General features: G+C 50.4%; 21 protein-coding genes and 3 pseudogenes. 21 read left to right on the top strand and 3 right to left on the bottom strand.

Annotated elements, in window-relative coordinates:
* Positions 1–138: 138 nt before the first annotated feature.
* The 15 genes and pseudogenes from ACHHV8_RS16200 (at position 139) to ACHHV8_RS16130 (ending at position 11,729) form a co-directional block, all read left to right on the top strand.
* Positions 139–435 carry a UxaA family hydrolase gene (locus tag ACHHV8_RS16200; RefSeq protein WP_395159618.1) on the top strand — a complete coding sequence of 99 codons (297 nt, stop codon included), beginning with the start codon at positions 139–141 and terminating at the stop codon, positions 433–435.
* Positions 425–1,603, top strand: a complete 1,179-nt coding sequence (locus tag ACHHV8_RS16195) for a UxaA family hydrolase (protein ID WP_395159616.1) — start codon at positions 425–427, stop codon at positions 1,601–1,603. The genes ACHHV8_RS16200 and ACHHV8_RS16195 overlap by 11 nt, the downstream gene beginning before the upstream one ends.
* Positions 1,604–1,676: 73 nt before the next feature.
* Entirely contained in the window at positions 1,677–2,576 is a 900-nt protein-coding gene (locus ACHHV8_RS16190; protein WP_395163532.1) for a carbohydrate ABC transporter permease, read from the top strand.
* 12 nt (positions 2,577–2,588) lie between these two features.
* Complete coding sequence (locus ACHHV8_RS16185) at positions 2,589–3,434, top strand: carbohydrate ABC transporter permease (protein WP_395159614.1); 846 nt, start codon at positions 2,589–2,591, stop codon at positions 3,432–3,434.
* Positions 3,435–3,472: 38 nt separating this feature from the next.
* Positions 3,473–4,213 carry an SDR family NAD(P)-dependent oxidoreductase gene (locus ACHHV8_RS16180; RefSeq protein WP_395159612.1) on the top strand — a complete coding sequence of 247 codons (741 nt, stop codon included), beginning with the start codon at positions 3,473–3,475 and terminating at the stop codon, positions 4,211–4,213.
* Positions 4,214–4,295: 82 nt separating this feature from the next.
* Positions 4,296–4,736, top strand: a complete 441-nt coding sequence (locus tag ACHHV8_RS16175; RefSeq protein ID WP_395159610.1) for a PPC domain-containing DNA-binding protein — start codon at positions 4,296–4,298, stop codon at positions 4,734–4,736.
* A 103-nt stretch (positions 4,737–4,839) separates the two neighbouring features.
* Positions 4,840–5,508, top strand: a complete 669-nt coding sequence (locus tag ACHHV8_RS16170) for an RraA family protein (RefSeq protein ID WP_395159608.1) — start codon at positions 4,840–4,842, stop codon at positions 5,506–5,508.
* A 170-nt stretch (positions 5,509–5,678) separates the two neighbouring features.
* Positions 5,679–6,494 carry an iron-containing alcohol dehydrogenase gene (locus ACHHV8_RS16165; protein ID WP_395159606.1) on the top strand — a complete coding sequence of 272 codons (816 nt, stop codon included), beginning with the start codon at positions 5,679–5,681 and terminating at the stop codon, positions 6,492–6,494.
* Positions 6,382–6,837, top strand: coding sequence for a dehydroquinate synthase/iron-containing alcohol dehydrogenase family protein (locus tag ACHHV8_RS16160; protein ID WP_395163531.1), 456 nt, complete (start codon positions 6,382–6,384; stop codon positions 6,835–6,837). Before ACHHV8_RS16165 ends, ACHHV8_RS16160 begins: the two co-directional genes overlap by 113 nt.
* A gap of 63 nt (positions 6,838–6,900) precedes the next feature.
* Entirely contained in the window at positions 6,901–8,241 is a 1,341-nt protein-coding gene (locus tag ACHHV8_RS16155) for an ABC transporter substrate-binding protein (protein ID WP_395159604.1), read from the top strand.
* A 109-nt stretch (positions 8,242–8,350) separates the two neighbouring features.
* Positions 8,351–9,091: a FadR/GntR family transcriptional regulator gene (locus ACHHV8_RS16150; protein WP_395159602.1), complete on the top strand. Its 741-nt coding sequence runs from the start codon at positions 8,351–8,353 to the stop codon at positions 9,089–9,091.
* A gap of 199 nt (positions 9,092–9,290) precedes the next feature.
* On the top strand, positions 9,291–10,016 hold the full coding sequence (locus tag ACHHV8_RS16145; protein WP_395159600.1) for an AEC family transporter: 726 nt from the start codon (positions 9,291–9,293) through the stop codon (positions 10,014–10,016).
* Positions 9,995–10,168, top strand: a complete 174-nt coding sequence (locus ACHHV8_RS16140; RefSeq protein ID WP_395159598.1) for a hypothetical protein — start codon at positions 9,995–9,997, stop codon at positions 10,166–10,168. Before ACHHV8_RS16145 ends, ACHHV8_RS16140 begins: the two co-directional genes overlap by 22 nt.
* An 82-nt stretch (positions 10,169–10,250) precedes the next feature.
* Positions 10,251–11,134, top strand: a pseudogene (locus ACHHV8_RS16135) (aldo/keto reductase).
* 163 nt (positions 11,135–11,297) lie between these two features.
* Positions 11,298–11,729, top strand: a complete 432-nt coding sequence (locus ACHHV8_RS16130) for a GNAT family N-acetyltransferase (protein WP_395159596.1) — start codon at positions 11,298–11,300, stop codon at positions 11,727–11,729.
* Between the two features lie 50 nt (positions 11,730–11,779).
* On the opposite strand, the gene ACHHV8_RS16125 is transcribed toward ACHHV8_RS16130, so the two are convergent.
* The 3 genes and pseudogenes from ACHHV8_RS16125 to ACHHV8_RS16115 form a co-directional block, all read right to left on the bottom strand.
* Positions 11,780–12,577 (bottom strand): metallophosphoesterase, encoded by a 798-nt coding sequence (locus tag ACHHV8_RS16125; protein ID WP_395159594.1) that lies wholly within the window; start codon positions 12,575–12,577, stop codon positions 11,780–11,782.
* Positions 12,578–12,821: 244 nt separating this feature from the next.
* Positions 12,822–12,956, bottom strand: a pseudogene (locus tag ACHHV8_RS16120) (IS1595 family transposase); the annotation flags it as partial.
* A 270-nt stretch (positions 12,957–13,226) separates the two neighbouring features.
* Positions 13,227–14,133: pseudogene (locus ACHHV8_RS16115) on the bottom strand (AraC family transcriptional regulator).
* Between the two features lie 334 nt (positions 14,134–14,467).
* On the opposite strand from ACHHV8_RS16115, the gene ACHHV8_RS16110 reads away from it, so the two are divergent.
* The 6 genes from ACHHV8_RS16110 to ACHHV8_RS16085 are packed head-to-tail and all read left to right on the top strand — an operon-like array spanning position 14,468 to position 17,418.
* On the top strand, positions 14,468–15,229 hold the full coding sequence (locus ACHHV8_RS16110) for an SDR family oxidoreductase (protein WP_395159592.1): 762 nt from the start codon (positions 14,468–14,470) through the stop codon (positions 15,227–15,229).
* A 5-nt stretch (positions 15,230–15,234) separates the two neighbouring features.
* Positions 15,235–15,432, top strand: coding sequence for an NUDIX hydrolase (locus ACHHV8_RS16105; RefSeq protein WP_395159590.1), 198 nt, complete (start codon positions 15,235–15,237; stop codon positions 15,430–15,432).
* A gap of 53 nt (positions 15,433–15,485) precedes the next feature.
* Positions 15,486–15,695: a hypothetical protein gene (locus tag ACHHV8_RS16100; RefSeq protein ID WP_395159588.1), complete on the top strand. Its 210-nt coding sequence runs from the start codon at positions 15,486–15,488 to the stop codon at positions 15,693–15,695.
* 30 nt (positions 15,696–15,725) lie between these two features.
* Positions 15,726–16,190 carry an NUDIX hydrolase gene (locus tag ACHHV8_RS16095; RefSeq protein WP_395159586.1) on the top strand — a complete coding sequence of 155 codons (465 nt, stop codon included), beginning with the start codon at positions 15,726–15,728 and terminating at the stop codon, positions 16,188–16,190.
* Between the two features lie 33 nt (positions 16,191–16,223).
* On the top strand, positions 16,224–16,769 hold the full coding sequence (locus ACHHV8_RS16090; protein WP_395159584.1) for a histidine phosphatase family protein: 546 nt from the start codon (positions 16,224–16,226) through the stop codon (positions 16,767–16,769).
* A 37-nt stretch (positions 16,770–16,806) separates the two neighbouring features.
* Positions 16,807–17,418, top strand: a complete 612-nt coding sequence (locus tag ACHHV8_RS16085; RefSeq protein ID WP_395159582.1) for a phosphotransferase family protein — start codon at positions 16,807–16,809, stop codon at positions 17,416–17,418.
* Positions 17,419–17,467 lie beyond the last annotated feature (49 nt).

Here is a 17,467-nt window from a genome sequence, read left to right as displayed (position 1 = left end):
ATCCGAAAAGGCTTACAAAAAAACAGTTGACAAGAATTACTGCCAGAATTAAACTAAGGTCAAGTGGTCGACCAGTTGATGTTTTGATGAATAAACAAGTTGTCAGGTTAGCCTGATTGAGAAAGGAGAATAACGATTTTGACCTATAAATCCGTCATGCTGCATCCGGACGATAACGTAGCTGTAGCGCTGGAGCCTCTTTCCCCGGGGACCCGACTGAAAGTCAGCTGTCAAACGTTCGCAGCCGAAGTCGAACTGCTGCAGCCGATCGAGTTCGGACATAAATTCGCCGTCCATCCGATTGGGCATGGGGAGCAAATCCGCAAATACGGAGAAGTTATCGGGGTAGCGATGCAGAGGATTGAAAAAGGCGGGCATGTGCACATACATAATTTGGAAGGTGTAAGAGGGAGGGGAGATCGGCATGCAGAGTAATTTGCCGGTAACGTTTCAAGGCTATCGCCGTACCGGCGGCAAAGTAGGTATCCGTAATCACGTATTGATCCTGCCCACGATTACATGCGCTGCGCAAACGGCACAGCGGGTGACCGAACTGGTTCACGGTACCGTTTCGTTCATTCATCAGCACGGCTGTGCGCAAGTCGGCGCCGATTACGAGCAGACGTTCAGAACCTATACCGGCTTGGGTGCGAATCCGAACGTATACGGCGTTGTCGTACTGGGCCTTGGCTGTGAGACGCATCAAGCGCGCAGCGTATATTCCGAGCTGAAGGAGATGACCGGCAAGCCTGTGGAGCTGGTTTCGATTCAAGAGCACGGCGGCACGCTGCATACGATTGCCCATGCCGCTCAAATCGCGGCTAACATGGTGCAGGAAGCGTCCAGGGAGAGACGCGTGGAATGCGACTTCAGCGAGCTGATTGTCGGAACGGAATGCGGCGGCTCGGATGCCTGCTCGGGCTTGTCGGCCAATCCGGCTGTCGGGAATGTGAGCGACCGCATTGTCGACCTGGGCGGAACGTCCATTTTGGCGGAAACGACGGAATTAATCGGCGCCGAGCATTTGTTGAGCCGACGTGCCATCAACGATCAGGTACGCCAGCGTGTTTACGAAGTGATCGGGGAGATGGAGCATCGCGCCTTTGCGATGGGAATCGATATCCGTACGGGTAACCCCAGCCCCGGGAATATTAAAGGCGGCTTAAGCTCGCTGGAGGAGAAATCACTGGGCGCCTCTACCAAATCGGGCAGCAGGGCGCTGCAGGAAGTCATCCGCTATGCGGAGCAGCCTTCGCGCAAAGGGCTGGTCTGGATGGATACGCCGGGCCACGACATTGAACAAATGACGGGGATGGTGGCAGGCGGCTCGCAATTGGTTCTGTTTACGACAGGTCGCGGCACGCCGACAGGCTCTCCTATAGCGCCAGTTATCAAGATAGCAACGAACAGCGCGATTTACGGGAAAATGGGCGACAATATCGATTTTAATGCCGGCACGATCATAGATGGAACGGAAGACATACAGGCCGTTGGGGCCCGGCTGATGCGCGAGATTGTAGAGGTGTGCTCGGGGAAGCTCACGAAATCCGAAATTTTAAAGCAGCATGATTTTGGCATCTGGCGAATCGGGCCTACCTTTTAATATGCGTATGTTGAAACCGCTTACTGATACTGCCGTCGTCCCTGAACAACAATCGACTTTACGTCAAAAGGAGTTGAGCTCCTCTGTGCTGTACAAGCTTTGGATTAAAAACAAATATGCGCTGCTGTTCTTGTCTCCCTGGTTTGTCGGGGTCCTGATCTTCGGATTGATTCCGATGGTGGTTTCCTTGTATTTGTCCTTCACGACCTACAACATGTTCGAGGCCCCTACGTGGACTGGGTTGGATAACTATGCGGAAATCTTGACGAACGACACCCGGTTTCTGCAATCGTTAAAGGTCACGATACTTTACGTATTCATCGGCGTACCGCTTCAGCTTGCCATGGCTTTCCTGCTCGCACTCGTTTTGAATCGGGGCTTGTGGGGACTGTCGCTGTTTCGCGCCATGTTTTATGTACCGTCCCTGTTAGGGCCGAGCGTGGCTATCGCCATCCTGTGGAGGCAAATTTTCGGAAGTGAAGGGCTGTTTAATCACGTGACGGGCATCTTCGGCATCGCGCCGAAAAGCTGGGTGGCGGACCCGACCACCTCCCTGTATACCCTGATCGTGCTGCTGATCTGGCAGTTCGGTTCGCCGATGATTATTTTCCTGGCCGGCCTTAAGCAGGTGCCCCAGGATTTATACGAGTCGGCTTCTATGGACGGGGCCGGAGCCGTATCGAAATTTTTCCATATTACGTTTCCGATGCTGACCCCGATTCTTCTGTTTAACTTGATTATGCAGGTCATCAATGCGTTTCAAGCTTTTACCTCGGCGTTTATCGTCGGCGGCGGAGAAGGCGGAGCGATGGATTCCACCCTGTTTTATACGCTGTATCTGTACATACGTGCATTTAATCAATTTGAAATGGGGTATGCGTCAGCCCTGGCTTGGCTGCTGCTCATCATCATCGCGTTCTTCACTTATATGCTCTTTGTCTCATCCAAAAAATGGGTTCATTATGAAAGTTAGGAGTGAGTAAGCTTGCAGCCCAATCTTTTGCAGCGCAATAAGCCGATCCAATTCATACTCCTCTTAGGTGTCGCCGTTATCATGCTGTATCCATTGTTATGGATGCTTAGCAGTTCGTTCAAACCGAACCAGATCATCTTCACCGAGCTGGGACTGTGGCCGAGCCAAATCACTGCGGATAACTACGTGAAGGGCTGGCAGGGCTTTTCGGGATTGACATTCAGTTTGTTTTTCAGAAACTCGTTCGTGCTCGTCTTCTTCGCCATCCTGGGCAATGTGATTACCTGCTCGATGACCGCCTATGCTTTTGCCCGGATTGACTTTTCCATGAAAAAAATATGCTTTGCCGTCATGATGGGGACGATCATGCTTCCGCATCACGTCGTACTCATTCCTCAATACATGCTGTTTCATAAGTTAGATTGGGTCAATACGTATTTACCGCTGATTGTTCCGAAGTTTTTGGCGACCGATGCCTTCTTTATCTTCCTTATGGTTCAGTTTATCCGCGGTCTGCCGTTGGAGCTGGATAATGCGGCCAGAGTGGACGGCTGCGGACCGGTAGGCATCTTTATGAAGGTGATTTTTCCGCTGCTGCTGCCGGCGCTGGTCACGACATCGATTTTTACGTTCATCTGGACCTGGAATGACTTCCTCAGCCAGCTGATCTATATCAGTAATCCTAAGCTCATGACGGTTACGCTTGCCCTGCGGGCATTTATGGATTCGGCGGGCGAGTCGTCCTTCGGTTCCTTGTTCGCCATGTCGATCTTGTCGCTGATTCCGATCTTCATCTTCTTTGTCTCTTTCCAGAAATTGTTGATCGAAGGCATCGCCACTTCTGGACTTAAAGGATAACATCATTTACATACTGCGGGGGAGGGGAGCCTTTTTCAATGGAGGTTAAAGGAAAAGCTGTTCTAATCACCGGGGGCGGAACAGGGATCGGAAGATCCATCGCGCTGAAATTTGCCCAGGAAGGCGCTCATGTCGCAATCAATTACTCGAAATCGCGAACGGAAGCGGAAGAAACCGTAAGGCTGGTGGAAGCCTATGGCGTCCAAGGCTTTGTATGCCAAGCGGACGTGTCCGACAACAATCAAGTGATCGGGATGTACGAAGCGGTGAAGCAGCAATTTGGCCGCATCGATATCCTTGTGAATAACGCCGGCACGACCCATTTCGTCGATCTGTCGGATTTAAACGGCTTGACGGAGCTGTATTGGGACCAGACCTATAATGTCAATGTGAAAGGGATGTTCTTTACGAGCCGTGCTTGTGCCGATGAATTGGTGCGCAATAAGGGGTGTATCATTAACATTACTTCGATAGCCGGCTTCAACGGCATGGGAAGCTCTATCGCTTATGCCGCCTCGAAGGCGGCGGGAATCAGCCTGACCAAATCGTTCGCCAAGGTGCTTGCGCCGAGTGTGAGAGTCAATTCGATTGCTCCCGGTATCGTAATAACACGCTGGGTAGACGGTAAGGAAGGTCATGTCGACAAATACAGCAGCCAAACTCCGCTGGGACGCGCTGCGCTGCCTGAGGATGTAGCCGATGTGGCTTGGGCTCTGGCGAGAAACGCCGATTTCGTCACCGGACAGACCATTGTGGTGGACGGCGGCTGGAGTATGTAGCCCTCATTCGCAAGTCATTGTATAGGGTATAGGCCGGTCAACGGCATACTATAAATCAAAAATTGACGGAGGTACCGATCACATGAAACAGTTGTTTTTTGGAGAAGGGATTGGCAGAGCGATTGTTATTAACTTAAGCCGGGGAGATCTGCTGCTGGAGAGCATCCGGGACAAGATGAAGGAAGAAGGCATTCGGAACGCCGTGCTGTTCGGAGCGGTAGGTTCACTGCAGAAATTGGTTTATCATCTGCCTACGAGCATGGGGCCGACCTCCGATGACCGCTTTATTACAGTAGAAGGGGCGGGGCCGATCGAGCTCGGTTCTTTATCGGGGAATGTGATTGACGGCGACCCTCACCTGCATATTGTGGCACAGGATCGAAACGGCAATTACATAGGGCATTTGGAGGAAGGCACCGAGGTGTTGTTCCTGGCGGAAATTATTCTAGCGGAGATCAAAGGCTTGAACATTCACCGCGTCAAGAATGAACACGGCGTCGTTTATTTAGCCGAGAAAAATTAAGCGTTCGCCCTTTGCATTCGGCAAGCGGCAGCGGGTATTCTTTTATCCCAACGGTTTCATGCTCTTTTATATAAATTCATCATATCAGGGAGGTTGTTTAACAATGACAGCGACTATGACGGACAAAGAATTGATTCAAGAGATCAGAAAGGTAAGACTTGCCGATTTGTCGGACGGGATGGATGCTTTGGGGTTGGTAAATGTCGGTTCCATGAATACGAATATGCGTCCGCTCCGCCCGGGAATTTCTTTTGCAGGCTTCGCTTGGACCTTAAAATTGCTTCCTGCTCAGAAGAGCTTCCAAGCGTGCAGCAGCGTCGAGGAGTATATGCAAAATAACGGGAAATGGTGCTCCGACACGTATTCCTATCATAAATTGCTGAAGAGCGAAGATGTAACGGATAAAGTACTGGTCATCGATATGGGCGGCGTAGCCGGCGGGATCTTGGGCTCGGAAAATACGATGCTGTATAAGCGCCTGGGCATGGCTGGAGCGGTTGTGGACGGCGGATGCCGCGATTCCTACGAATGCAACCTGCAGGAAGCCAACGTATTCAGCACTGTGCGCACGTTCCATCACATTACGGGCCGGGTGTCCATGGGAGGCACGAATATTCCCGTAGAGTGTGCGGGCGTAACCGTACATCCGGGCGATATTATTTGCGCGGACGATGACGGCGTATTGGTTATCCCACGGACCAGTGCGGAAGAAGTATTGAAAATCGCCATCGAAATTCTTGAGCAGGCCAAAAATTCGTGCCCAGCACTATGAAGCGCTCGGCATGCAGGCCGACCAAACCTTGAACAGAAGAGGCAACTAACCGCAGTCGGCCGGAAAGCTCCCGGGGCCGCAGGCTTTCATCGAAAATCATGCGGCTTTACGACTTTCCGGTCGTTCTGTTTCTAGGAGAAGCAACAGAGGAGCGAGGAGGCATCATGCTAATGAATTATCGCTATTATATGCCCACAACCGTAGAGGTCGGCGCAGGGATTTCCCGAAAAATCGGAGAAATTCTCAAGCCGCAGGCAGCCAAAGTATTCGTAGTTACGGATGCGGGAATCCGAAAAGCAGGGTTGTTAGGCCCGATTGAGCAATCGCTGGAGGACAGCGAGCTGGCTTACGCTATTTTCGATGAGACCGAGCCGAATCCGAGCGCGGAAAGCATCATGAGAGGCTGCGAGCTGATGAAGCAGCAGCAGTGCGACGTCATTCTCGCCTATGGCGGAGGCAGCAGCATCGATACCGCGAAGGGGATCAGCATCATCGCCTGCAATCCGGGACATATTCTGGATTACGAGGGCGTAGGCAACATACCGAACCCCGGCCTGCCTTTAGTCGTCATTCCGACGACAGCGGGAACCGGAAGCGAGGTCACGGCTGCAACTATCGTGACGAATACGAAGACGCAATTCAAGACGGCGGTCATCAGTCCTTATCTTTACCCCAAGCTTGCCCTGCTCGACCCGCTGCTGACGGAAAAGCTTCCTCCGGATATTACTGCTGCAACAGGCATGGATGCTTTAACACATGCCATCGAGTCTTATACGTCGAAGACGGCGAATCCGGTCAGTCAAGCATTAGCGATTCAAGCAGTTCCGGATGATAGGGAAGCATATAGCGAATGCCTATTACGTCGGGACGGATCTGGCAAGCAGAGAAGCGATGCTGGTCGCCTCGATGATGGCCGGCGCCGCCTTCGCCCAATCCCGCTTAGGCAATGTGCATGCGATATCGCATACGCTGGGCGGCGTGTTTAACATCCCGCATGGCATCGCAAATGCTGCTTTGCTGCCGTTCGTGATGAAGTTTAACCTGCCCGCATGCCCCGACAAGATGAGCGACATTGCAGAGGCGCTAGGGTGTGAAGTCAAGGGCTTACCGCCGATGGAAGCGGGAGCGAAAGCCATTGAAGCTGTCGTTCAATTGAATGCGTCGCTGCATATTCCTTCTAATATAAAGGAGCTTGGCGTCACGTTGGATGTGCTTCCCAAGCTGGTGGAGGATTCGATGCGAAGCGGCAACGTTCTGATCAATCCAAGACTGACGCGGTCTTCGGATATTCGAACCATTATTGAAAATGCCTACAATGGGGTGCTTTAGCGCTTCCGAGCTCAACGAAAATGAAAGCGCTTCCGATTTATAAGACAAAGGGGAGGTTATATTGTGAATTTTCGTAAAATGGGTATGATGACAGCTTCGGCCATACTGGTGTTTTTGGCGGCGTGCTCTTCCGGTGGCGGTGATAAAGCAGCGGCACCTTCCGAGCAGGGCGCAGCTCCTGCTGCAGCCCAGGCCTCTAAGGGGCCGGTCGAGCTACGCGTGTTCTGGTGGGGGAATGCGGACCGCGCCAAGCTGTACGATCAAATTTTTGACCTGTACCAGAAAGAAAACCCGAATGTGAAAATTATCCGGGAATGGACGGGATTCGGCGACTACTGGCCGAAGCTCGCGACACAGGCGGCGGGCGGCAATTTGCCGGACGTATTCGGCTTACATATGCTGCTTTACGGCGGCGAATATTCCAATAAAAAGATTTTGGAGCCGCTTCAGCCTTTTGTCGATAAAGGTGTCATCAAGCTGGACGGATGGGACAAAGCGGCCGTCGATGCAGGCAAAGTAGGCGGCACATTGTATGCCATTCCTAAGGGGATTACGATAAGCGCGCTCATCGTGAACAATTCGTTGATCAAAAGCGCGGGAGCGGAGCTGCCGCCGTCCACTATGAACTATGATCAGTTTAAAGACTATTTGATGAAGCTTAAGGCCAAATTGGCCAAAGATCAATACGCTATTACGGACGTTTCCTATAACGATCACGGCTTCGAATCGTTCCTGCGCGGCAAAGGCAAATCGCTGATGACCGAGGACGGGAAGAAGCTCGGCTTTGCGAAAGAGGATTTGAAAGAGTTTTGGGCTTACTGGGATGAGCTTCGGAAGGCCGGCATAGCCCCGTCTCCGCAAGTGACTGCTGAAACTTCGGGCCAGCCGGCAGAGAACTCGATGTTTGCCAAGAAGAAACTTGCTATCGACTTCCAGCCGAGCAATTACGGCAAAATTTACAGCCGTTCGCTGCCGCAGGAGGATCTTGGCATCGTGCGTTTCCCGAGCGTGAACAATGCCAAGTTTAAGAGCGGGGAAAATTTGCAGGCGCCGGCATGGGTAATCAGCAACAAATCCAAGCAGAAGGAAGAAGCGGCGAAGCTCGTCAATTGGTTCGTCAATGACCTGGCGCCGCAAAAAATTTACAACCTGGAGAACGGAATCCCTGGATCGAAGACGATCCGTGACGGACTCATGGCTGCGCTGGACCCGATGGATGTGAAGGCGGTCAAGCATATGGAAGAGATCAGCCCGGACATTCCGCCCACAACGATCCGGCCGGAAGGCGCTCCGAAGGTGTTCACGGTCTATAAGAAACAGCTGGAGCAGTACGCGTTCGGCAAGCTGAATCTCGACCAGGCTGTAGATACCTTCTTTACGGAAGTGGAAAAAGCTTTGAAGTAAACCTGAGGAAGCGGTTGACACTTTACGAGTTTTAGCCAATAATATAGATCAATAGGCCGACTCTTTAATAGGTTGACCAATTTAATAAGCATAATGAGGATTGATCTATTTGGACAAAAGTGAATATAAGTTTGAACCGATTCAAAAGGACTCTCTGGTCGTTGAGCTGACCAAACGAATACTGGATTACATATTCTCAGGCAGCATCAAGCCGGGAGATAAGCTTCCGGCGGAGCGTCAGCTTTCTGAAGCGCTGGGCGTCGGCCGGTCGGCCATTCGGGAAGCGATCAAGTCCTTAACCGTGCTCGGCATTCTTGAAGTCAGGCAGGGCTACGGAACGTATCTGAAGCGTGCCGACTCCACCCTGCTGACCCAATCGATCGAATGGAGCTTGCTGCTGGGTGAGCGGCAGACGATGGATTTGATCGAAGCGAGGAAGGAGATCGAGCTGACTCTTGCCAAGCTGGCTACCGAGCGCTGGGAGGGTCTGGAGCTTGAGGAGCTGCACCAGATCGTCGAGAAGATGAAAGACGCGAATCTGACGGATTTCATCGAGTACGACATTCAGTTTCACTTGAAGCTGAGCGATATGGCGAGAAACTCGGTTCTGAAGGATATTTTGAGCAGCATCCGTTCCCTGCTTCGCACCTGGATCAAATACGTCATTGAAAAAGCAGGGGAGACGGCTTTCTCCTATGAGGATCACTATGCCATCTATAAGGCGGTTGCCGAACGCAATGCCGAGGCGGCGGTGAAGGCGATGGCGTATCATATGGACGACGCAACCAAGCGGCTGATCGAAGTTCTGCAAGAGACGGAGCAGTCACGTAAAGCTTTGCAGCAAAAATAAGATGACCTGAAGAAACCTCCATGATGCATGGAGCTTTCTTTGTTTGTACACCCGGGTTACGCAAGGGAAGCTCAACGGAAGGGGGTTAGTATCATAGAGAAATTTGTGCTTCCCATCGGTATTATTGTTGCAGGCATTCTTTTAGGTAAGGGATTGAGGGTGCTGTGGGAGCGAGGGCTGATTTCCAGGTTCGGTCCCGTTGGATCTCATTCTGAAGAGAATCATTCAGTGGGTTTTGTTAGGGATTAATCCGATTATTATTTTAGGCGCCTTTTGGTTTGTGAAGCTGGACAGCGTCAAATTGGTGCTGCTGCCTTTGCTCGGCATCTTTTCCTTGATACTGGGCGGCTGCTTGGCGCTTGGCGCCTCCAAGCTTCAGAAGCTGAGCCGGGCGAAGACGGGAGCCATGTTTGTATCCGGCTCATTTACGAATATGGGAAGCTTCGGCACCTTGTTCTGCTTTGTTTTTATCGGCCCGGAAAGCCTTCCTTACATAGCGATGTTCCGACTGCTGGAGGAATTTGTTTATTATTCGATCGGTTTTCCGATCGCTAAGGTGTTCGGAGCAAGGAATGAGCCTGAAAGCCGCCAAGCAGAGAAGAAGCTGCTCAAGCTGTTAACCGATCCGTTCATAGCCGTTTCTTTATCCGCGATAGCCGCAGGCTGCCTGCTCAATCTTTCTCCTTGGGAAAGGCCGCAGATGTATGCATCGGTCATTTCCTTTGCCGTACCGTTCTCGACTTTGCTGATGGTCATTCCCATCGGCTTCAATATGAAGCTGGGAGCCATCCGGGGATATTTGAAGGAATGCTTCTCCATCTCCGTTGTAAAATTTCTTATGGTTCGCCGCTGGCCGTTACTTCGCTGGGATATGCCCTTGGCATCGGCTTGCTGGAAGATCAAATGGTGCTCAAAGTCATCTTGATCTTAACGGCGATGCCGCCTGCCTTTACTTCGTTAGTTCCGCCGCAGCTCTATCAATTGGATACCGATTTGGCCAATTCAAGCTGGCTTTTCAATTCGGCGATGCTGCTGCTTGTTGCTCCGATGCTGTACCTTGTCGTGCATTCGATGTAACGGGGATCCGGTATGGAAATGATTTCTGCAATTCCGTCAACTTTGGGGTATACTAGAAGCTGCAGTTTAATCTAGTAATTCCATGATGATGGAGGAGACCGCTTTGGAAAAACGTAAATTCGGCCGTACAGGCCAGGAGTTTCCTATTCTAAGCTTTGGAGCGCAGCGCATTGTTGACGAGCACAACTGTACGGAGGATGAGGCCATCCAAATCGTGAATCGGGCGATAGACGAAGGCATCACTTATTTCGATACGGCTCCGATCTATTCTAAGGGCCAATCCGAGGAACGGCTAGGCAAAGCCTTCGGGACCGCCGATCGAAGGTATGGGTCGTAACCAAAACGATCGACAGAACCAGAGACGGATCCTGGCGTTCGCTGGAAGCCAGCTTAAAGCGGTTGCAGACCGACCATGTGGAAGAATGGAGACTTCATGATGTCAGAACCATGGAGCAGCTGGAGCAATGCTTTGCCAAGGATGGAGCGCTTCAAGCGTTGATCGAGGCGAAGGAGCAGGGCATTATCAAGCATATCAGCTTGAGCGGCCATACGAATCCAAGCGTGCAGCTCGAAGCGATCGAACGATTCCCGTTTGACAGCGCTTTGGTCGCATTGTCTGCGGCGGATCACTTTATTTACAGCTTCGCTCATGAGTTTCTGCCTAAGGCCAATGACAAAGGAATGGCAATCATCGGCATGAAGGTGATCGGGCTCGGAAGATTGGCGCAGTGGTATGAGAAAGCGCTTAGATATACTTGGTCGCTGCCTATTTCCACAGCTATCATCGGGATGGAATCGATGGAACAGCTGGAGAACAACCTTCGGGTAGCCAAAAGCTTCACGCCCATGACGGAGCTCGAGAAGCTGGAATTTTTTAAAGAGATTATACATATGGTGAACCCGGATGTGCTTCGCTGGAAAGCGAAGGATTGGAGCAACAAGGAAGAATGGGCTGAAAGGCTCTAAAGTTAACAACAGCCATAGTTCGGCATTATGCCGGATTAAGGCTGTTTTGTTTTCATGATGAAACCAAAGGAGAGCTTTTCATTTCATCAAGCGCTGTAACAAGCGGCGGAAATGCTTTATCATGATACCATTCACATATGTAGAAAGAGGATGGTGTATAGCTATGACTTCCGATCAAGCGGCTGAAGGGATCTACTTGTCGAGCGATCCGAATTTATTGAACGAAACGTTCGTGTATCAGTATTTAGGGGAGCATATGTATTGGGCGAAGCGCCTTACGTTCCAAATGTTCCAACGGTCGGTTCGGAACTCCGCCGTCGTGGTCGGCGTGTATAAGGGAGCAGAGCAGCTTGGGTTTGCGCGAGTGGTCTCGGACTGTGCGACTTTTGCTTATTTAACGGATGTGTTTATCGTTGAAGCCTGCCGCGGTAAAGGGCTTTCCAAGCAGCTGATGCAGTTCATTATCGATCATCCTCAGCTGCAGGGGCTGCGCCGCTTCATGCTTGTTACCGAGGACGCAGGCGGTTTATATGCCCGGTACGGCTTCACTCCGCTTTCTGACGCCGGGCATTGGATGGAGATTTATCGGGACTGAGCCCATATAAAGCGGTTTATTCAGCATAAGTTCTCCGATAGTTAACTTAATCATGCTCCGATTTCGAAAACAGCAATCTCAGGAAAACAAGCCAAACGAATAGGAATCTTCACTGTTCCTAAACCGCGATTAATAAAAAAATGGCTGCGCTTGCTTAGTTTCTTTAAGCCCACATGGTAATTTTTATAAGCTCCGACGCTGTGATTCAGTAGCCGTATTTGCCCACCGTGAGTATGACCCGCTAATAACAAATCAAACGGAAGTTGATGATCTTGAACTAATTTTACGATATTTGGGGAATGTGCCAGCAAGATCACATAATCATAACTCTGTATTTCTTCCGTACTCAAGGTCAGACGCTCATTCCCGTATACAGAATTATCGAACCCATAAACGAGGCACTTTTTGTCAACCAGTTCAATTTTACAGCCGCTGTTTAATAATACAGAAATATTTAGGTCTTGAAGTGAATCAATTATGAAATTGTATTCTGAATCAGAATACATTCTTTTACGGAATCCATCCAATACTTCGCGCTCATAATTGCCTGGGACAAAGTATATGCTGGGACAATTTATTTTTCCAATCTCTTTCAACACATCTTTTAATTGGTTTTTCTTTGAAACAAGGTCCCCTGTAATCATCATACAGTCAGGGTTTATTCTATTCACAATATTACTTAATGAACCATTGATAAAACTTATTCGACCGTGGAGGTCAGACAACTGGACAACTGTAAGACTCGTCTCGGACTTTTTGCCAAATTCGTAATATGAACACTTCACCCATAATGTTTGAATTGCAAAAAAAACACATGCCAATACCGCCAGCATTATAATGATAACCATATTGTCCCTTCCTACAAACAGTCTCTTTAAATTTAATATTCTGTTAGTATGCTCCTGCACGATAGTTCAACAATAAGCCGTCCGTCGAAGCTTGCTGTTCGTATCCTTCACAGAAAACAGGCATGAGGGCACTAACATGTTTTTCTTATTCGACATAGTGTTCTCATACTCCTTGCTGTCCAGTTAACGGAACCAGCCAAATAATGCTCCAAATACTTGGTTGCAAGAGAATCTTATGCCGTCAGTAAAACAAGGTCACAAACGAGACTTTTTCATACATCAATTCTGCACATTTGCGCAGTGAAAATCCCTCCATCATGAGTTCGATAAATTGAACACACAGATGAGGTTGCCGTGTCCGTTGGAAAGGGCTGTTCGTAAATCGTTCTGTTCGTACCCTCGGTCCACGAGTGCAAATAGAAAAATTAGCTGTTGCTTATCCTCATTGTCCGAGTCCTCGGCAAGTCTAATCAGTTCTTTCAAATCCATAGGGTCATCAGCTCCGAAGCCATTTGTTACCCTAATTATAGAATGAATGTTCGGTGTCATCAAATTTCAACAATGAGATTTAACATAGATTTATAAAAAAGCTGATTCCTGTTTAGAGGTTCTTCTCCACAGGAATCAGCTTCGCTGGTTCATTGCAATTTTACGAATTCGAACCGAAGGCCGAGCCAGCCGTTCTTTTCTTTATCACCGGAATCCAAATCTCGCTTCTGAACACGGGCGAGGTGACATCCTTATCCGCATTCCACAATATTTCCGGACCTTCCGCTTGTTCATAGCTTGCTGTGGGAAACCATTCGGCATAAATGCGTCCCCATACGTTCTGCAGCGTATCCGGGAAGCGGTCCTGCCGCCTCGAATACGGCCCAGGTTAAGGCGGGCACCTCCAGCGAAGCCAGATGCTCCGGGCAGGCCTTCGTCGTGGCCGCGCCGATGTAATGATCCAATTCCCCTTGTTCCTCCATCCGGCCTTCAGAGAAGTTGGCGGATGCGCTGATTAAGCCCGCAGGCTCCACGTTGGACAGCTGCTTCAGCTCCTGAATCGCCGCACCATCCAGTGAATTCCACATGGCTGCAATCTCCGGATTGACTCCGTTAAAAACAATCGGGACTCTTTTCTTCAGTCCGACAATGCGAAAGGCATCCTTCTCTTCGATTCTGTAGTTCATTTCGTTTCCTCCCTTAACTGTGAGCTGAAAGGTTATCCGCGGATAAGCTTTAAGAGAGCGCCCGTTCGTTCTGGCTTCGGACGGCGAAATGCCGTGTACGTCCTGAAAAGCCCGCGTAAACGAATCCGGTGAATTGTAGCCGTATTTGACCGCTAAATCGATGACCTTCACCGCGCTGCCTTCAAGCTCAAAGGCGGCAAGCGTGAGACGCCTGCGGCGGATATATTCCGAGAGCGAAACCCCCGCGAGGAAGGAGAACATCCTTTTAAAATGATATTCGGAACAAAGCGCACGCTTCGCCGCCTCTTGATAGTCGATATCGTTCGCCAGATTTTCCTCGATATAGCTGACCGCGCTGTTCCAATGTATAAGCAAATCCATGTGATAACCTCCCTATTCACAGCATAGCAGGAGCGCCATGCCGCCATCCGACATTTCGTGCACCATGATGCAGGATACGTTATAATCGGCAGCTTCATACGTACCGCAGCGGCAAACATAATTCTATCGAATATCATATCATTTACACGAGATAAGCGTCTTAAGTATAAAAAACCTTCTGTAAAAACAAGGAAATCAGCCGTCCCCAATCGAAATTATGAGAGATGACACTCGATAACCTCGCGTACATAAACAGGATACAACGGCCCGGCAGAGATCCAGGTTTTGCAGTAGATTGGCGGTCCAATCAAACTTTAAAAAGGAGACACACCTGATGACAACATCGATGTTCGATTTATCCGGCAAAACAGCCGCCATCTCCGGCGCTACTCGGGGAATCGGCAGGGCTATGGCATTGGCGCTAGCGGAAGCAGGCGCTGACGTGGCGCTATTGCAGCGTTCGGCGCAGCAGGTAGAAGTCAAAGAGGAAATTGAGCGGTTGGGAAGAACCTGCCACATTATTCCTTGTGATCTGGAAGATGCGGATCAGGTGAAAGCGGCAGTTCCCGACGTAGTGGAGCGCTTCGGCAGCCTGGATATTCTGGTCAACAATGCGGGGATACAGCGCCGTTCACCATCCGTCGATTTTCTTGAGGAGGACTGGGACAGCGTGCTGAACGTGAATCTGAAAACGGTATGGCTGCTGTGCCAGCAAGCCGGCAGATATATGGTGCCACGGCAAAAGGGGAAAATTATTAATGTCGCCTCCTTATTATCCTTTCAAGGCGGCTTTACCGTTCCGGCTTACGCTGCAGCCAAAGGAGGCGTCGCCCAGCTGACGAAAGCGCTCTCCAACGAATGGGCCAAGCATCACGTGAATGTAAATGCGATCGTACCGGGATATATCGCCACGGAAATGAACACCGCTTTGATGAATGACCCGGTACGCAGCAGGCAGATTCTCGATCGGATTCCTTCCGGCCGCTGGGGGATTCCGGATGATTTTAAGGGCACGGTCGTCTACTTGGCGTCGGATGCCTCCAATTATGTCAATGGTCATTTGCTGGCTGTAGACGGCGGATGGCTGGGACGCTGATGGCTATGATCTCTTCGGAAAAAGTGCTGGTTGCCAGCGTATCTATCCTTCGTGACGGCCAAGTTCTGCTTATACAGGAAAACAAGCCGATTGCCAGAAATGTATGGAATTTTCCGTCCGGCCGAATAGAGCTTGGCGAAGATATTCAGGATGCTGCTCGCAGAGAGGTAAAGGAAGAAACCGGGTATGAGCTGCCCGGCTGACCGGGACGACCGGTGTCTATAATTGTATAAGCAGCGCCGGCAATCAAGTAATTTTGTTTCATTTCACGGGTGAAATTGTCGGAGGCACCCTTCAGCTGGAAGAACATGTGATCACCGACAGCAAGTGGGTAAAGCCGTCCGACTTGCTGGTTCCCGGCTTCCTCGAGCTTCGCGAGGCGAAGCTAATGAGCCAGATAGCGGCTAACCTTGTTCATGCCAAGCTTCATTCATTGGCTGTTTTTAATGCCCAACTGGAAAAGTAACGGTTATATTCACTCTTTACATCACCAACCATGAGAGGCGGTGCTCAAGTGAGCAATCTTTTACAGGTGCGGGTTACCGGAATTTTAATTGAAGAGGGCCGCCTCCTGCTTGTGAAACAAAAAGTATCCTCAGACCGCGAATGGTCTTTGCCGGGCGGGAAGGTAGAACAAGGGGAAACGCTTGAGGAGGCTGTTACCCGGGAAATAGAGGAAGAAACGGGTTTGTCCACAAAAGTAATCAAACTCCTATACCTTTGCGATAAACCGGATGCCTCCCCTTCGCTGCTGCACATTACCTTCCTGCTTCAACAAACGGGCGGGGAGCTGCGGCTTCCGTCCAATGAGTTTGATCGGAACCCAATCCATGATGTGCTCATGGCTCCCATCGGGGAGCTTGACCGGTATGGGTTCTCACGCTTATTCATGGAGCTTGTACAAAGTAACTTCCCTTACTCAGGAAGCTATAAGGGTCTGAAAAGCAATATCGGATTATAAGCGTGGATTATAGGAGGAGGCTTCGTTCCGTAAATGAAAAATATATATCTCGTCAGGCATTGCCAGGCTGAGGGACAGGCCGCAAACGCGCAGCTAACGGAAGCCGGCAAGCGGCAGGCCCTTAGGCTCGCAGCATTTCTTCAGCCGAAAAACATTGAATATATTGTTTCAAGTCCTTATGAAAGGGCTTACAGATCCATATCGCTATTGGCCGAACAGTGTGGTATAGACATTGCTGTGGATGAACGTTTGAAGGAAAGAGTCCTATCCGGACAAAATCATTCGGATTGGCGGGATAAGCTTCGGGTGACCTTCGATGATTTGCAGCTATGCTTTGACGGCGGTGAGTCCAGTCATCAGGCAATGAGCCGCGCGATCCCGGTGCTGGAAGAAGTATTAAGCGGCAGCTATGCGAATGCGGTGATCGTTACGCATGGTAACCTGCTGGCGCTGATGCTGAAATATTATGATGACCGGATCGGGTATGACGACTGGGAAAAATTGACCAATCCCGATGTTTATCGGCTTTCCTTCACAGGAGATAGCTGCTCCTGCATAGAGCGAATTTGGACGGATTGAGGACTGAAACGGCTGCATGTAGACAGGAGGGACTCGCATGAAAGAAGGCTGGGAGCGCATGGAGCCGCCCGCTGTTCTGGGCCTCAGGCAGCTTGCTGAAATCATCAAGCCCGCTTTTCCGGGTAAAAAGCTTCTCGCTGCCGAGCGAATAGGGGTTGGGTTGAGCAATGCCAACTATAAAATCTTTCTGGACGGAAGCACTGCTCCTTATGTGCTTCGCTTATACAGGGGGAATGCGGCTATTGCGGGTAAAGAGACGGCCATTGTACAACGCATTCGGCACCTCGTTCCTGTCGCAGACTTCTTCTATATGGATTGGAGCGGCAGCACATTCGGCAAGCCCTGGGCCATTCTGGAGTGGAAGGAGGGCATCCTCCTACGCGACGTCTTCAGAAGCGGAAATGGAAGCGGTATCGCTTCGGCAGCGGCGTCGGCTGGCAGAACGCTTGCAAAAATACACAGCTTCGCCTTTTCCGAATCAGGCTTTTTCGATCAGGATCTGAAGATCGCTGATCCTCTTCGGATGGGTGGCAGCCGACTGCTGTCGTTTATCGAGTCCTGTCTCTTTGACGGCGCCTGCGGCGAGTGGCTTGGGAAGGACATGGCGCATGAGGTAGGGTCTTCTGCCGGAAATACAGCCCATTACTGACGGAAAGCCAGCAAACGCCCATCCTTGTTCATTCGGACTATAACGGACT

Origin of the sequence: Paenibacillus sp. TAB_01, from assembly GCF_043945595.1 — a bacterium.
Classification (GTDB): Bacteria; Bacillota; Bacilli; order Paenibacillales; family NBRC-103111; genus Paenibacillus_S.
The sequence above is the reverse complement of the archived record's forward strand: the minus strand, read 5'-3'. Positions and strand labels throughout refer to the sequence as shown.

Excerpts from the sequence above, each read along its gene's own strand:
- ACHHV8_RS16195 (WP_395159616.1), top strand. The coding sequence starts at position 425 with ATGCAGAGTAATTTGCCGGTAACGTTTCAAGGCTATCGCCGTACCGGC.
- ACHHV8_RS16180 (WP_395159612.1), top strand. The coding sequence starts at position 3,473 with ATGGAGGTTAAAGGAAAAGCTGTTCTAATCACCGGGGGCGGAACAGGG.
- ACHHV8_RS16175 (WP_395159610.1), top strand. The coding sequence starts at position 4,296 with ATGAAACAGTTGTTTTTTGGAGAAGGGATTGGCAGAGCGATTGTTATT.
- ACHHV8_RS16170 (WP_395159608.1), top strand. The coding sequence starts at position 4,840 with ATGACAGCGACTATGACGGACAAAGAATTGATTCAAGAGATCAGAAAG.
- ACHHV8_RS16165 (WP_395159606.1), top strand. The coding sequence starts at position 5,679 with ATGAATTATCGCTATTATATGCCCACAACCGTAGAGGTCGGCGCAGGG.
- ACHHV8_RS16140 (WP_395159598.1), top strand. The coding sequence starts at position 9,995 with ATGGTGCTCAAAGTCATCTTGATCTTAACGGCGATGCCGCCTGCCTTT.
- ACHHV8_RS16130 (WP_395159596.1), top strand. The coding sequence starts at position 11,298 with ATGACTTCCGATCAAGCGGCTGAAGGGATCTACTTGTCGAGCGATCCG.
- ACHHV8_RS16125 (WP_395159594.1), bottom strand. The coding sequence starts at position 12,577 with ATGGTTATCATTATAATGCTGGCGGTATTGGCATGTGTTTTTTTTGCA.
- ACHHV8_RS16110 (WP_395159592.1), top strand. The coding sequence starts at position 14,468 with ATGACAACATCGATGTTCGATTTATCCGGCAAAACAGCCGCCATCTCC.
- ACHHV8_RS16105 (WP_395159590.1), top strand. The coding sequence starts at position 15,235 with ATGATCTCTTCGGAAAAAGTGCTGGTTGCCAGCGTATCTATCCTTCGT.
- ACHHV8_RS16095 (WP_395159586.1), top strand. The coding sequence starts at position 15,726 with ATGAGAGGCGGTGCTCAAGTGAGCAATCTTTTACAGGTGCGGGTTACC.
- ACHHV8_RS16090 (WP_395159584.1), top strand. The coding sequence starts at position 16,224 with ATGAAAAATATATATCTCGTCAGGCATTGCCAGGCTGAGGGACAGGCC.
- ACHHV8_RS16085 (WP_395159582.1), top strand. The coding sequence starts at position 16,807 with ATGAAAGAAGGCTGGGAGCGCATGGAGCCGCCCGCTGTTCTGGGCCTC.